The organism is Stappia sp. (assembly GCF_048268045.1).
In the GTDB taxonomy this organism is placed as follows: domain Bacteria; phylum Pseudomonadota; class Alphaproteobacteria; order Rhizobiales; family Stappiaceae; genus Stappia.
On sequence record NZ_JBLWWG010000004.1, the window covers coordinates 369,646 to 382,031 of the forward strand.

Consider the following 12,386-nt stretch of genomic DNA (forward strand, 5'->3'; position numbering starts at 1 on the left):
CGAAACATCAGCCAATGTGGACGTTGGCGGAACGGCCTGTCAATGAGCGAGATCAACAAGGGGAGGGGCGGGTTTCGGGAGGCGCGGCCTGGTCAAAAGAAAGCCGGGACCGCGTGAAGGCAGGTCCCGGTGAAGGTGCGGGCACGAGCGTGCCCGTAGGGGAGGTCCGCAGCATTGTCAAATAATGCAATTCTTATGCTAGTTGATTCTCCGGATAAATTAAAGATACTTCATTTTATATTTTATTTAATGAATAAAGTTTCAGTATTTACGTAGAGGCATATTGATAGTGGATTTGAATTTTCATCAGTATTTTGGGAGCTCGCATTTGCGGCAAGCGGGCGGGTGTTGCCTAGCGGGGCGCGGCGGCGCGGCGCAGACGGTCGTTGATTGCCTCGCCGAGCCCCTCGGAGGGGATCGGCATGGCGGCAATGACAGAGGCGCCGGAGGCGTCGAGCCGCCGGAGGGCGGTGAAGAGGCGCGCCGCCGCTTCGACCGTGTCGCCGCGCTCGCTCAGGTTCTCGATGGCCGGGGCGCCGGCGCTTCCCTCGGGCAGGTCAGGGCCGAAGGCAAGCAGCGCCTCTCCCGCGCGCAGGTCCCGCGCGTCCAGCCGCATGCGCGCGCCGGGCGCGTAGTGGGAGGTGAGAAGGCCCGGGGAAAGCGGCGCCTCCGGGTCCGTGGGCGTCGCCGGCGGCGGCCCGGCGAGCGGTGCGCCGAGCACCGCCTCGAGATCGGCGCGGGCAATGCCGCCGGGCCTGAGCAGGCGTGCGGTGTCGTCGATGAGCGACACGATGGTCGATTCCACGCCGACGGGCGTCGGCCCCGCGTCGATGAGCAGAGCCAGCGCATCGCCGAGGTCGCCTGCCACCGCATCAGCGGTGGTGCCGCTGATGCGCCCGGAACGGTTGGCGCTCGGGGCGGCGATCGGCCGTTGGCTTGCCTCGGCGAGATCGCGCATGATCGCGGCCGACGGCACCCGCAGGGCAAGCGTCGGCAGGCCGGAGGTCGCGAGATCGCAGACGCTGCTGTCCGCCCGCTTCGGCACGACGAGCGTGAGCGGCCCGGGCCAGAACGCCTCGGCCAACGCACGCGCGCGCGCGTCGAAAAGGCCGTGCCGTTCCGCTGCGGCAAGGGATTCGACGTGTGAAATCAGCGGATTGAAACTGGGGCGTCCCTTCGCCGCGTAGATTCCGGCACAGGCTTCGGGGCTCGACGCGTCGGCCGCCAGCCCGTAAACAGTTTCCGTCGGAACGGCGACGAGTCTGCCGGCGACGATGTCCGCGACAGCGGCGGCGAATTCCGGGGTGCCCCGCCAGTCGCGGTGGTTCGGGTCGATCGTCCAGCGTCGCATGTGGCTTCGTTCCGTTCCTGAAATAGGGGGCTGCGCCCGCGCACTTGAGGCATGCGGTGCAGTGCTCCGTCCGTCGAAAGATCACCGGTTGACGTTTACGTCAATGCGGACCATCCTCGCCGCCGACCCCGTTGCGGGCCGGTTCTGCGGCGTCCTTCGCCGTTCGTCAAGCCGGCGGCGCCATTCCGTCAGGGAGACAGATATGTACCGTGCCCCCGTTCAGGAGATTGCCTTCACGCTCAAGCACGTGGCCGGGCTTTCCGACGTGCTTGCCGAGGAGGCGCATGCCGAGATCGGCGAGGACCTCGTCGCGGCGATCCTGGAAGAAGCGGGGCGTTTCGCGTCCGAGCAGATCGCGCCGCTCAACGAGGTCGGCGACCGCGTCGGTGCCAAATGCACGAATGGCGAGGTGACCATGCCGCCGGGCTGGCGCGAGGCCTATCGCGCCTGGGCCGAGGGTGGCTGGAACTCGCTGATCGCCGCGCCCGAGTTCGGTGGCCAGGGCCTGCCGATGATGCTGCAGGCGGCGGCGTTCGAGATGTGGAATTCCGGATCCATGGCGTTTGCCATCGGCCCGACGCTGACCGTCGGTGCCATCGAGGCGCTGGAGAAGCACGCAACGCCCGAGCTTCAGGAAACCTATCTGCCCAAGCTCGTCTCCGGCGAGTGGATGGGCACCATGAACCTTACAGAACCGCAGGCGGGGTCCGATCTCAACGCGCTGCGGGCGCGCGCCGAACGCGCCGACGACGGCACCTACCGCATCTTCGGCCAGAAGATCTTCATCACCTACGGCGAGCATGATTTTACCGACAACATCGTTCACCTGGTGCTTGCCCGCCTGCCCGATGCACCGGCCGGAACGCGGGGCATCTCGCTGTTCGTCGTGCCCAAGTTCCTGGTCAACGGCGACGGCTCGCTCGGCGCGCGCAACGATGTGCGCTGCGCCGGCATCGAGCACAAGCTCGGCATCCACGCCTCTCCGACCTGCACGATGGTCTATGGCGACGAGGGCGGCGCCATCGGCTGGCTCGTGGGCGAGGAGAACCGCGGCCTGGCCTGCATGTTCACGATGATGAACAACGCCCGCCTCGCGGTCGGTATCCAGGGGCTCGGCGTTGCCGAACGCGCCACCCAGCAGGCGCTGGCTTATGCGCTCGACCGCCGGCAGGGCCGCGCCGCCGGCCGCAAGGACGAGGGCATGAGCCCGATCGCCGCCCATCCCGACATCCGCCGCACGCTGCTTTCCATGCAGTCCTGGACGCAGGTCGCCCGTGCCATCTGTTTCGCCAATGCGCAGGCCATCGACATGGCCAATCTTTCCGGCGAGGCGGATACGAAGACGCATTGGAGCGAGCGGGCGGCGATGCTCACCCCGATCGCCAAGGCGTTGTCCACCGACATTGGCGTCGAGGTCGCTTCCCTCGGCGTGCAGGTCCACGGCGGCATGGGATACGTCGAGGAAACGGGGGCCGCCCGTCATTTGCGCGACGCGCGGATCGCCCCGATCTACGAGGGCACCAACGGCATCCAGGCCATCGATCTGGTCGCCCGTAAGCTGCCGCTTTCCGGCGGTGACCATATCCGCGGGCTCATCAGCGAATTGGCCACCGTCGGGGCCTCGGCCCGCGACAGCGGCGTGGCGGAGCTTTCCGAGGCGGCCGACCGGCTCGACAGGGCGCTGTTCAATCTTGGCGAGGCTTCCACCTGGCTGCTTGAGGCGCTGGCCGACGGACGCCAGCAGACGGCGCTCGCCGGCGCGACGCCGTTCCTGCGGCTGATGGGCATCGCGCTTGGCGGCGGCCTGCTGCTGAAGGGCGCGGTCGCCAGCCTTGGCGACAATTCCGAGGCTGCGCGCCATCGGATCCTGCTGGCGCGTTATTTCGCGGCGGCGCACCTGCCGGAGACGGCGAGCCTGCGCGAGCAGATCGAGAGCGCGGCCGACGCCGTGCTGTCCTTCGAGCCGGCGGCCTGAGGCGGACGACGGCCGCGACAGGGAGGGGAACGGCATGATCGACATCGAGCGTCAGGGGCGGGTGCAGGTCATCCGCATGAACCGGCCGGCGAAGAAGAACGCGCTGACCGGCGAGATGTATACGGCCATGGCCGAGGCGCTGGAGGCGGGAAACGCCGACCCGGGGGTCGGCGTGCATCTGGTCTGCGGCGTTGCCGGCAGCTTCACCGCCGGCAACGACATCGCCGACTTTCTCGCCTATGCCTCGAATGGCGGCATGGAGAATGCGCCTGTGGTGCGGTTCCTGCGCGCGCTCGTGGGGTGCGATGTGCCGATGGTGGCGGCTGTCGACGGGCTGGCCATCGGCGTCGGCACGACCATGCTGTTTCATTGCGACATGGTGTTCGCGAGCCCGCGCGCGCTGTTCAAGACGCCCTTCATCGACCTCGGGCTGGTCCCGGAAGCCGGCTCCAGCCTGCTGGCGCCGGCCTTGATGGGCCATGCGCGGGCTTTCGAGCTTCTCTGTCTCGGCGAAAGCTTCGACCCGGTCAGGGCGAAGGCGGCCGGCTTCGTCAGTCATATCGTGGCGGAAGACGAGCTCGAGGCGCGGGCGATGGCAACCGCACGGGCCATCGCCGCCAAGCCGGCCGAGGCGATGCGCCTGTCGCGCGAGCTGCTGCTGGGCGACCGCGCCGCGCTTGCCGTGCGCGTCGAGCGTGAGATCGCCGCCTTCACCGAACGGCTTTCCTCGCCCGAGGCGCGCGCCGCCTTTACCGCCTTCATGGACCGGGCGCGCCCGGCGGACTGATCCGCCTGGCCAAGGACCCGCTCGTCATCGCATCTGGGAGGAATTCGATGTCGCTATCCGGCAAGACGCTTTTCATCACCGGCGCCTCGCGCGGCATCGGCAAGGCCATCGCGTTGCGCGCCGCGCGCGAGGGGGCCAATGTCGCGGTTGCCGCCAAGACGGCGGAGCCGCATCCCAAGCTCGAGGGCACGATCTTCAGCGCCGCCAGCGAGATCGAGGCCGCGGGCGGCCGGGCGTTGCCGCTCGTCGTCGACGTGCGCGACGAGGAGGCGGTGAAGGAGGCGATGGAGCGCACGGCGGATGCCTTCGGCGGTATCGACATCCTCGTCAACAACGCCAGCGCCATCCAGCTCACGCCTCTGTCCCAGACCGACATGAAGCGCTTCGACCTGATGCATCAGATCAACACGCGGGGCACTCTGGTTTCGTGCAAGCACGCGATCCCGCATCTGGCCAAGTCCGACAACCCGCACATCCTGATGCTGTCGCCGCCGCTCGACATGTCGGAGAAATGGTTCGCGCCGTTCACGCCCTATTCGATTGCCAAATACGGCATGAGTCTCGCCGTTCTCGGACTTGCCGGAGAGCTGCGGGCGCGCGGCATCGCCGTCAACGCTCTGTGGCCGCGCACAACCATCGCGACGGCCGCCGTCAGGAACATCATCGGCGGCGACGACATGATTTCGCGCAGTCGTACACCGGAGATCCTCGCCGATGCCGCGCGTGAGATCTTCACCTCGCCGGCGCGCGAACTGACCGGTCAGTTCCTGATCGACGATACCTTCCTGGCCAGCCGTGGGGTCACGGATTTCGACCAGTACCGGGTCGATCCGTCGAAGGAGCTGATGGCGGATTTCTTCGTGCCGGAAGATAGCATCGCGCCAGCCTCGCTGGGGCCGGCGAAGGGCTGATCCACGTCAAAAAAGAAGCGCCGGCCTTGCGGACGGCGCTTCTCGATGATTTTGAACTCAAATTCGATTAAATCGATGATTTAACCGAGAGTCAGCTGAACTCCGGCCCGCGCGGGCGGTAGGGGCGCAGTTCCTTCCACGCCCGCATCAGCGTCGTCAGCTCCTCGTCGCCGCCCTCGGGCAGCACGATGCGCAGCGACACCAGCAGGTCACCGCGGCCGCCCGCCTTGTTGGGCAGGCCCTTGCCCTTCAGCCGCATTGTCTTGCCGGCGGATGCATTGGGGCCGACCGTCAGGTTGACCGCGCCGTCAAGCGTCGGCACCCGCACCTTGTCGCCCAGAACCGCTTCGTAGAGCGTGATCGGAAGGTCGAGCTTCAGATCGTCGCCGGCCGGTGTGAACAACACATGGCGGGCAAGCTGGATCTCGACGATGGCATCGCCGGCGCTGCCGCCATTCTCGCCCGGATACCCCTGGCCGCGCAGACGGATCTTTTCGCCGTCGACCGTTCCGTCGGGGAGCTTGACGTCGACCGACTTGCCGCTCGGCAGGCTGACGCGCACCTTGTGCTCGTGGACGAGCTCCTCCAGCGTCACCCGTGCGGTGATCTGCGCATCCGCGCCGCGCCGCGACTTGGCCGCGCGCGCGCCTGCGAAACCGGCGCCAGCGCCGCCACCGCCGGCCCGCGCCCGGCCGCCGCCGAACCCGCCGAGGATGTCGTTCAGGATATCGTCGAAGCCGCCCGCCTGAGGCCCGCCGCCGCCGGCGAAGCCGCGCCCGCCACGGGCATTGCGGAAGATGTCGCTGTCGGAGAAGCCGTCGAAGCCGTGGGCCTGAAAGCGCGGCTTGCCTTCCGCGTCGATCTCGCCACGGTCGAACTGTCCGCGCTTCTCCTTGTCTCCGATGATCTCATAGGCCTGGGTCACCTCGGCGAAGCGTTCCTTCGCGGAAGGGTTGTCGGCGTTCTGGTCCGGGTGGAACGCCTTGGCGAGCTTTCTGTACGCCCGCTTGATGTCCGCCTCGCTCGCCGACTTGTCGACGCCGAGGACGCTGTAGGGGTCACGCATGGTTCCGACCGCAAATGTCTGTGGTTGTCACGGGTATACACCCGCGAAAGGCTCATGTGCCATATGGGAGTTTATAGGAATAAAATCCAGCCCCCTCGCGTTGCCGACACAGGGTCCGGCAGGGCGGCCCCCAGGCCCCACGCGCATTCCACTTCGAGGCGCGACAAGCATGACCGCGCGGCGATAGGGATGCAAGACCCGGCACTCGCTTCCGGCCGTCTGGGGAAAACGCGGAGGTAAGGCGGGAGACGCCCGGCAGGGGATCAGGCGGTGGTGGTTGCGGGCAGCATGCAGGCGCGGCGCGGCTTCAGCTTTCCGGCGCTTGCGTTTCCTCGGCTTTTTCCTTGAGCGCGATGACGGACCAGTCCTTCATCACGTCCTGGCAGGCGAGGCCCTGATAGGCGCGCACGCCGCCGATGGTGTTGGCGGTGGTCTCGAAGCGCGTACAGCCGGTGCCGGTCTCGACGCTGTCGTCGACGAGCGAGAGGATCGTGCCGGAGTTGCCGCTGATCGGGTTGGTCCAGGTGAAGGGCGCCGGCGCCTGGGCGTTGTCCCGGGCGGTGGCGATGGTGCGGGCGATGACCGCGCGGTCCTGCTGGTTGATGTCGACGTCGGCGGCGTTCTGCTGGCTGTCGATTGAGCCCGTCAGGTCAAGCGGCGTTGCCACGTCGGCGCTGCCGATGGGCATCGACACGCCGCCACAGGCGGCAAGAGCCAGCGGCAGGAAGAGCAGGGCGATGCGCGCCGCGGTCCGTCCACGCCATATCCCGTGCGTCGCGCGGCATGACCCGGCGGACGGAGCTTTCATCTGGCGTGTCGGATACGGCAAGGGCGTCATGTCGGTCTCGTCCCGCTGTTGCAGGCGAGGGCGTTGCAGCCATCGCGTCATGCCGTGGGGCACGGTCTCCCGCGTCCCCGGCGGCTTCCCGACAGGATCGGCGATGTCGCTTAACAAATGGTAAGCACGAAACAACAGCGATTGCGTTCTGCGTTTTCGCGCAGGCATTTGCGTTTCGCCGAAGGGGGCGGGTGCGCCTTGGCGCGGGGCGTCAGAGAAGCTTCTTCCATCGGAAATACAGGTAGTTCAGCATCACCGATATCACCATCAGCACGAGAGAGAACGGATAGCCGAGGTCCCAGTGAAGCTCGGGCATGATCTCGAAGTTCATGCCGTAGACCGAGGCGATCAGCGTTGGCGGCAGGAAGACGACCGCGAGCACCGAGAAGATCTTGATGATCTGGTTCTGCTCGAGATTGACGAGACCGACGGTGGCGTCGAGCAGGAAGTTCAGCTTGTTGTCGAGCGCGTCGGCATGCTCGCGGATCGAGCGGATGTCGCGGCCGAGCGTCTTGCACAGGGTCTTCTGCTGGCTGGTCAGACCAACGGTCTTGGCATGGGCGGCAAGGAACAGGAACAGGCGCTCGAGGCTGCCGCAGACATCGTGCATGCGTGCCACCTTCAGCCCGATGCGGCCGATGCGCTGGATCATGCCCTTGTATTCCGTGCTCTTGCGGGAATCGATGCCTTCCTCGAACACATGACTGGAGATGGCGTCGAACTCGGCCGAGGCTTCCTCGATCACATCGGCCGCCCTGTCGGCGATGGCATCGAGCAGAACGAACAGCGCATCGCCCGCGCCATGGCTGGGCTGGACCTGCGCCTGGAGGCGCTTGGCGGCGATGTTGAGCGAATGGGATTCGGTGTGGCGCAGCGTCGCGATGCGGTCGCGGCGGGCGACGATGGTGAGGGCGGAGGACTTGAGATCGGGCGCGCGCACGTTCATCGGCAGCAATGCCGTCATGATCAGCGCGCCATGCTCCTCGTAGAGCCGCTCGGAGGTCTCGATCGCGGCCATTTCCTCGCGGGTGGGAATGCCCACGCCAAGCCATGCCTCGGCCTTCGCGCGGGCCTCGGGGCCGGGCGAGACGAGATCGAGCCAGATCGCGTCCATGGGCACCGGCTCTGTCTCGGCGAGCAGCCGGAACGTCACGGAGGTCTGGTCGACACAGCAGGCGTTGATCATGGGCGGAAAGCTCCGGGAGGGGGACGGGATACCGGCGGCTCCACCCGAAGCAGGGCCGAGCGCGCCGGTTTCCGGAAGTTTAGCCGGGAATCCGCACAGTTTTGCAACGCGCGATACGGCAGTGGATAACTGCTGTCGCAGGGCGCTGGTCGAAGCTGCCATCGCAGGGCCTGGAGGGGCCGGAAACTTATCGGCCGGTGCCGGCCTTGACGCGCACATCCGGCTTGCGACACAGCGTCGCCGCGGTGACGGCGCTGATGCCGACAGGCTTGTAGAGGGCGCCCAGGTCGGGACGCGGGGTGGTTTCTGCGGGTTGTGGCTTCTTGGCAGTCATTGGTCTGTCCAGCGTAGGGTTGTGTGGTCTCGGCAAGTCCCGATTGGCCTTGGACAATTCTCGTGGAATTGGGACCAAACTAAGGATTGGGGAGGGAAACACCGTGACGCCAGTCACATTCCTTATCTTCCTGTAATCAAAAAGCTTTCCTGGGCCGAAATTTCCATGGCGAGAGACGCAAAAGAGCCGGTCACATTGCCCATCCCGGGCGCTGGGATGTCGTGATAAGATGAGTAAAATCAAATATTTGACGAATTATTCGAAGTGTCATTCCTCAGTCGAAGATGACGTAAGGTCATTTTTGGCGCTCGCGCGACGGTCTGACGATTGTGATCACGGGCGATGTCATGCCCGTGCCTTTTGCCGGCTGTCTATTGCCCGGCAACGGGATTCAACCGCGATAAGGGAGATGTTTCGCGCGTCGCGGGAGACGCGTCGGGCTCCTCCTGGTAGATCTCCTGGAGATCGTCGGGAAGCACCTCGGGCTCCGCAATGGCGTCGGCCTCGCCTGCCTGTCCGTCTTCGCCGGCACTGGCCCTCGGGGTGTCGAGGGGCGCCTCCGCCGCAGGCTTGAAGCCCGGCAGCGGTGGCGGCAGATTGGCGGGCGCGGGCGCATTCGGGTCGAGCGGCGGTAGCTCGTCCGGCACGACGCCCTCGACCTCCTCGTCCACGGTTTCGATCACGCCATAGGCCTCGAGCAACACCGCGTCGAGATCGCGGAAGAAGCCGCGAATGCGGCGCGCGTTGGCGCCGAGGTCATGGGTGCCGACGCGCGAGGCGGAGCGGATGTCGAGCCGTGCGCCGACAGGGTCTGGCAGGATGCGCACGGCGACATCGTCTCGAAACCCGAAGACGGGCGAGACCGCCACGGCCTGAAACCGGGTTGGCTCGTCGGGCATTCCCGGTGGAAGCTCGGCGGTCAGCTGCCACCCCGACTGGGTCGCGACCTTGAGCGCCGCCTGGTGCAGTTCTCCGGGCGAGATGCGGAACCGCCGGGTCACCAGATCGGGATAGGCCTCGTTCTGAAGCGCAAGCTGTTCCTGCGTCGGCAGCTCCGTGTCGTCCGGCCCGAGCGAGGGCGGCGACAGCGGGTCCGTGCTCACGTCGGAAAGCATGGGGTACTGCACGAAGGCGACAGACGCGCCGGCCAGCGGCAGCAGTGCCACCAGCGCATAGACCAGCGCACGCAACGCGCGTGCCCATCCCGCTCCGCCGTTGCGCCAGAGGGAGATCATCGCAGCGAGTGCACCGACCAGGGCGACCAGTCCGATCAGTGAGCCGAGGCTGATCGCGAGAAGGAACTGGGGGGTGGCCACGAGGCCGCTGCGATGCGCGAGAACGGCGATCACCAGCACGGGCACCCCGTAGCGGGCGCAGCGCAGGCTGAGATCTGCGAGCCGCGAGCGGCGCGTGGGAAGGGTCTTTCGCATGGCGGACACGCGGGTCCCGTTGTTGTATCTGCCAAGGGCTTAGCACGCCCCCGTGGCCGTGCGAAGCCGCCTTCAGCGCTGGGCCGAGATCCAGTCGACCGCAGCGGCAAGCGAGCCGACGATGGCGTCGGCGTGGCCCTCGAGGGTTGCCGGCTCGATCAGGCCGGTGGTCACCGCGAGCGTGCGCGCGCCCGCCGCGCGGCCCGCGTGCATGTCGTGCAGGCTGTCGCCGACCATCACGACCTCGCCCGGGGCGAGGTCGTTGAGCGTGCAAAACGCCGTCACCATGCCTGGCGCCGGCTTGGCGCCATGGCCGCTGTCAAAGCCGATGATCGAGCGGAACCGGTCGGTGAGGCCGAGCGCCTGCATCTGGGCGCGGGCCGAGGCTTCCGAATCGTTGGTGGCGACGCCGAGCACGAGCCCGAGCTCGAGCAGGCGGGCGGTGGCCGCGTCGAGATCGGGAAAGCCGCTGAGGAACGGCAGGCTCATCTCGCCGATGATGGCGTTGACCTCCAACGCCAGCGCCGACGGATCGGCAAGGCCGAGGATCTCCGCGTAGGCCTCGACAACATCATCGTTCGAGCCGGCGACAAGAACGGAATCGGCATCGAACGTCCGGCTGTCCAGGTGATAACCGCTCGCCTTGGCGAGCCGCTCCATCACGGCTTCGTCGTTCCCTGCCAGATGGGCGATCAGCGCGTGAAAGGTCGGGCCCCAGGTCGCCTGGAAGTCGATCAGCGTGCCGTCCTTGTCGAACAGGACCGCACGGACGGGCGGGAAGGCGCCCGTCATTCGACGGCCTCTCCAAGCGCCAGCGTCAGAAGATCGGACATCTTGTCGAAGACGTGGTCGGCCGCCGGTTCCAGCGCCTCGCGCGCGACAGCGCCGGTGGTCACGGCGACACGGATCATGCCGGCCGCCTCGGCCGCGTGCATGTCGTGTAGGCTGTCGCCGACCATGGCGATCTCGGACGGCGCGAAGCCGGTGTGCCGGGCGAAGGCGAGAAGCTGGCCAGGCTCCGGCTTGCGGCCGAAGCCGGAATCATAACCCGCCAGGAAGCTGAAGTCGGAGCCGAGGCCGAGCACGTCCATCTGGTGGCGCGCCGAGGCCTCGGTGCCATTGGTGGCAAGGCCGATGGGAATGCCGGCGGCGACGAGCCCCTTCAGCGTGTCGACAACGCCGTCGAAAGGTGTGACGTTGATGCCGCAGCGGGCAAGCAGGGTCGCCTCGATGCGCTCCAGCATGGCGGCATGGTCGCTCTCGCCAAGTGCCTCCGCCCAGGCGGCGGAATAGTCCGCCGGCGTCTGCACCTTAAGCACCGAAGGCCCGGTGAAGCACTGCCGCGCGACGTCGAACATCGCCATGTCCTCAAGCATCGCGAGGGTGTCGTCGTCGCCGTTCGCGAGTTCACCGAGAACGGCGGCGATGGCCGGCCCCCAGGTGCGGTCGAAGTCGGTGAGGGTTCCGTCGCGGTCGAAGAGGACGGCCTTGATCTGCATGGTTTCAGTCCGTTTGGAGAAGGATGCGGGCGCACAGGCGGGCAGTCTTGCCATGCCCGCACGTCTTCGTCAAAGCGCCGGGCTCAGGCAAGCCGCAGGCGTGTGGCGGGATCGGGAACAGTGTCGCCGGCAAGGATCAGGCCGCGTTCGACGAGCCATTCCGCCTGCGCCAGCATGGACAGCGCGGCAGCGCCGTGGAGCGCCGGGTCGACGTCGCGGTAAATGGTGGCGACCATCTCGCGGATCGATGCAGGCCCCTTCGCGAGCTGGTCGAGAAGCGCGCGCTCGCGGGCCTTGCGATGCGCCTTCAATGCCTCGAGATAGGGTGCGGGCTCCATCACCGGCCCGCCGTGGCCTGGCAGGTAGAGAGCATGGTCGAGCGCCATCAGCCGGTCGAGCGAAGTCATGTACTGGCGCATCGACCCGTCCGGAGGCGCGACGATGGAGGTCGACCAGGCCATCACGTGATCGGCGGAGAAAAGCACGTCGCCCTCGTCGAGGGCGAAGGCGAGGTGATTGGCCGTGTGGCCAGGGGTCTCAACCGCGCTCAGCGTCAGCCCGTCGACGGTGAGGCTGTCGCCGTCCGCCATCTCCCTGTCGGCGCGGTGCTCCCGGTCGCCGCTGGCGTCGAGCGGATTGACCTCGCCCCCGGCGAGCGCCCGTGCCGCCCGGTGCGGCGCGCAGCCGACGATGGGCGCGCCGGTCATTTCCCTCAGCAGCCGTGCGCAGGGCGAGTGGTCCATATGGGTGTGGGAGACGACGATCGCCGAGATGGGAGCCTTGCCGGCGGTCTCCAGGATCAGCCGTGCATGGTTCCGGTCGAGGGGGCCCGGATCGATCACCGCCACCTCGTCGCGGCCAACGAGGTAGGTGTTGGTGCCGTGGAAGGTGAAGGGGCCGGGGTTGTCGACCGTGATCCGGCGCACCGCATCGGAAAGCGTGACGGCCGTCCCGTGGGCGGGGTCGAAGGTCCTGTCGTGGCGCAGTGCTGTCATCGAACCTCCCGAGG

At 67.1% G+C, this 12,386-nt stretch carries 12 protein-coding genes; 3 read left to right on the forward strand and 9 right to left on the reverse strand.

All coding sequences use genetic code 11. From position 1 onward, the window contains the following. Window positions 1–352: 352 nt before the first annotated feature. Complete coding sequence (locus ACN0WF_RS09115) at window positions 353–1,351, reverse strand: L-threonylcarbamoyladenylate synthase (RefSeq protein WP_417772490.1); 999 nt, start codon at window positions 1,349–1,351, stop codon at window positions 353–355. Between the two features lie 202 nt (window positions 1,352–1,553). Here ACN0WF_RS09115 and ACN0WF_RS09120 point away from each other — a divergent pair, with 202 nt between their 5' ends. From ACN0WF_RS09120 to ACN0WF_RS09130, 3 genes are read left to right on the forward strand one after another with little or no spacing between them, the layout of a single operon-like run. Then, window positions 1,554–3,326 carry an acyl-CoA dehydrogenase gene (locus tag ACN0WF_RS09120; RefSeq protein WP_417772491.1) on the forward strand — a complete coding sequence of 591 codons (1,773 nt, stop codon included), beginning with the start codon at window positions 1,554–1,556 and terminating at the stop codon, window positions 3,324–3,326. 34 nt (window positions 3,327–3,360) lie between these two features. Continuing rightward, complete coding sequence (locus tag ACN0WF_RS09125) at window positions 3,361–4,113, forward strand: crotonase/enoyl-CoA hydratase family protein (RefSeq protein ID WP_417772492.1); 753 nt, start codon at window positions 3,361–3,363, stop codon at window positions 4,111–4,113. A gap of 47 nt (window positions 4,114–4,160) precedes the next feature. Further along, window positions 4,161–5,024, forward strand: a complete 864-nt coding sequence (locus ACN0WF_RS09130; RefSeq protein WP_417772493.1) for an SDR family oxidoreductase — start codon at window positions 4,161–4,163, stop codon at window positions 5,022–5,024. A 91-nt stretch (window positions 5,025–5,115) separates the two neighbouring features. On the opposite strand, the gene ACN0WF_RS09135 is transcribed toward ACN0WF_RS09130, so the two are convergent. The 8 genes from ACN0WF_RS09135 to ACN0WF_RS09170 all read right to left on the reverse strand — a co-directional run bounded on the left by ACN0WF_RS09135 (window position 5,116) and on the right by ACN0WF_RS09170 (window position 12,372). After that, window positions 5,116–6,090 (reverse strand): DnaJ C-terminal domain-containing protein, encoded by a 975-nt coding sequence (locus tag ACN0WF_RS09135; protein ID WP_417772494.1) that lies wholly within the window; start codon window positions 6,088–6,090, stop codon window positions 5,116–5,118. A 307-nt stretch (window positions 6,091–6,397) separates the two neighbouring features. Then, the gene (locus ACN0WF_RS09140) at window positions 6,398–6,928 is read right to left on the reverse strand and encodes an RT0821/Lpp0805 family surface protein (protein ID WP_417772495.1); all 531 of its coding nucleotides are present in this window, start codon (window positions 6,926–6,928) and stop codon (window positions 6,398–6,400) included. Window positions 6,929–7,139: 211 nt separating this feature from the next. Next, on the reverse strand, window positions 7,140–8,114 hold the full coding sequence (locus tag ACN0WF_RS09145) for a magnesium transporter CorA family protein (protein WP_417772496.1): 975 nt from the start codon (window positions 8,112–8,114) through the stop codon (window positions 7,140–7,142). 187 nt (window positions 8,115–8,301) lie between these two features. Then, window positions 8,302–8,448, reverse strand: coding sequence for a hypothetical protein (locus ACN0WF_RS09150; RefSeq protein WP_417772497.1), 147 nt, complete (start codon window positions 8,446–8,448; stop codon window positions 8,302–8,304). Window positions 8,449–8,819: 371 nt separating this feature from the next. Further along, on the reverse strand, window positions 8,820–9,878 hold the full coding sequence (locus tag ACN0WF_RS09155; RefSeq protein WP_417772498.1) for a DUF1499 domain-containing protein: 1,059 nt from the start codon (window positions 9,876–9,878) through the stop codon (window positions 8,820–8,822). A gap of 72 nt (window positions 9,879–9,950) precedes the next feature. Beyond that, entirely contained in the window at window positions 9,951–10,670 is a 720-nt protein-coding gene (locus ACN0WF_RS09160) for an HAD family hydrolase (protein ID WP_417772499.1), read from the reverse strand. Then, window positions 10,667–11,377: an HAD family hydrolase gene (locus tag ACN0WF_RS09165; RefSeq protein WP_417772500.1), complete on the reverse strand. Its 711-nt coding sequence runs from the start codon at window positions 11,375–11,377 to the stop codon at window positions 10,667–10,669. The genes ACN0WF_RS09160 and ACN0WF_RS09165 overlap by 4 nt, the downstream gene beginning before the upstream one ends. An 83-nt stretch (window positions 11,378–11,460) precedes the next feature. Then, window positions 11,461–12,372 carry an MBL fold metallo-hydrolase gene (locus ACN0WF_RS09170; protein WP_417772501.1) on the reverse strand — a complete coding sequence of 304 codons (912 nt, stop codon included), beginning with the start codon at window positions 12,370–12,372 and terminating at the stop codon, window positions 11,461–11,463. Window positions 12,373–12,386: the final 14 nt, after the last annotated feature.

Excerpts from the sequence above, each read along its gene's own strand:
- ACN0WF_RS09140 (WP_417772495.1), bottom strand. The coding sequence starts at position 6,928 with ATGACGCCCTTGCCGTATCCGACACGCCAGATGAAAGCTCCGTCCGCC.
- ACN0WF_RS09120 (WP_417772491.1), top strand. The coding sequence starts at position 1,554 with ATGTACCGTGCCCCCGTTCAGGAGATTGCCTTCACGCTCAAGCACGTG.
- ACN0WF_RS09135 (WP_417772494.1), bottom strand. The coding sequence starts at position 6,090 with ATGCGTGACCCCTACAGCGTCCTCGGCGTCGACAAGTCGGCGAGCGAG.
- ACN0WF_RS09155 (WP_417772498.1), bottom strand. The coding sequence starts at position 9,878 with ATGCGAAAGACCCTTCCCACGCGCCGCTCGCGGCTCGCAGATCTCAGC.
- ACN0WF_RS09165 (WP_417772500.1), bottom strand. The coding sequence starts at position 11,377 with ATGCAGATCAAGGCCGTCCTCTTCGACCGCGACGGAACCCTCACCGAC.
- ACN0WF_RS09130 (WP_417772493.1), top strand. The coding sequence starts at position 4,161 with ATGTCGCTATCCGGCAAGACGCTTTTCATCACCGGCGCCTCGCGCGGC.
- ACN0WF_RS09160 (WP_417772499.1), bottom strand. The coding sequence starts at position 10,670 with ATGACGGGCGCCTTCCCGCCCGTCCGTGCGGTCCTGTTCGACAAGGAC.
- ACN0WF_RS09150 (WP_417772497.1), bottom strand. The coding sequence starts at position 8,448 with ATGACTGCCAAGAAGCCACAACCCGCAGAAACCACCCCGCGTCCCGAC.
- ACN0WF_RS09170 (WP_417772501.1), bottom strand. The coding sequence starts at position 12,372 with ATGACAGCACTGCGCCACGACAGGACCTTCGACCCCGCCCACGGGACG.
- ACN0WF_RS09115 (WP_417772490.1), bottom strand. The coding sequence starts at position 1,351 with ATGCGACGCTGGACGATCGACCCGAACCACCGCGACTGGCGGGGCACC.
- ACN0WF_RS09125 (WP_417772492.1), top strand. The coding sequence starts at position 3,361 with ATGATCGACATCGAGCGTCAGGGGCGGGTGCAGGTCATCCGCATGAAC.
- ACN0WF_RS09145 (WP_417772496.1), bottom strand. The coding sequence starts at position 8,114 with ATGATCAACGCCTGCTGTGTCGACCAGACCTCCGTGACGTTCCGGCTG.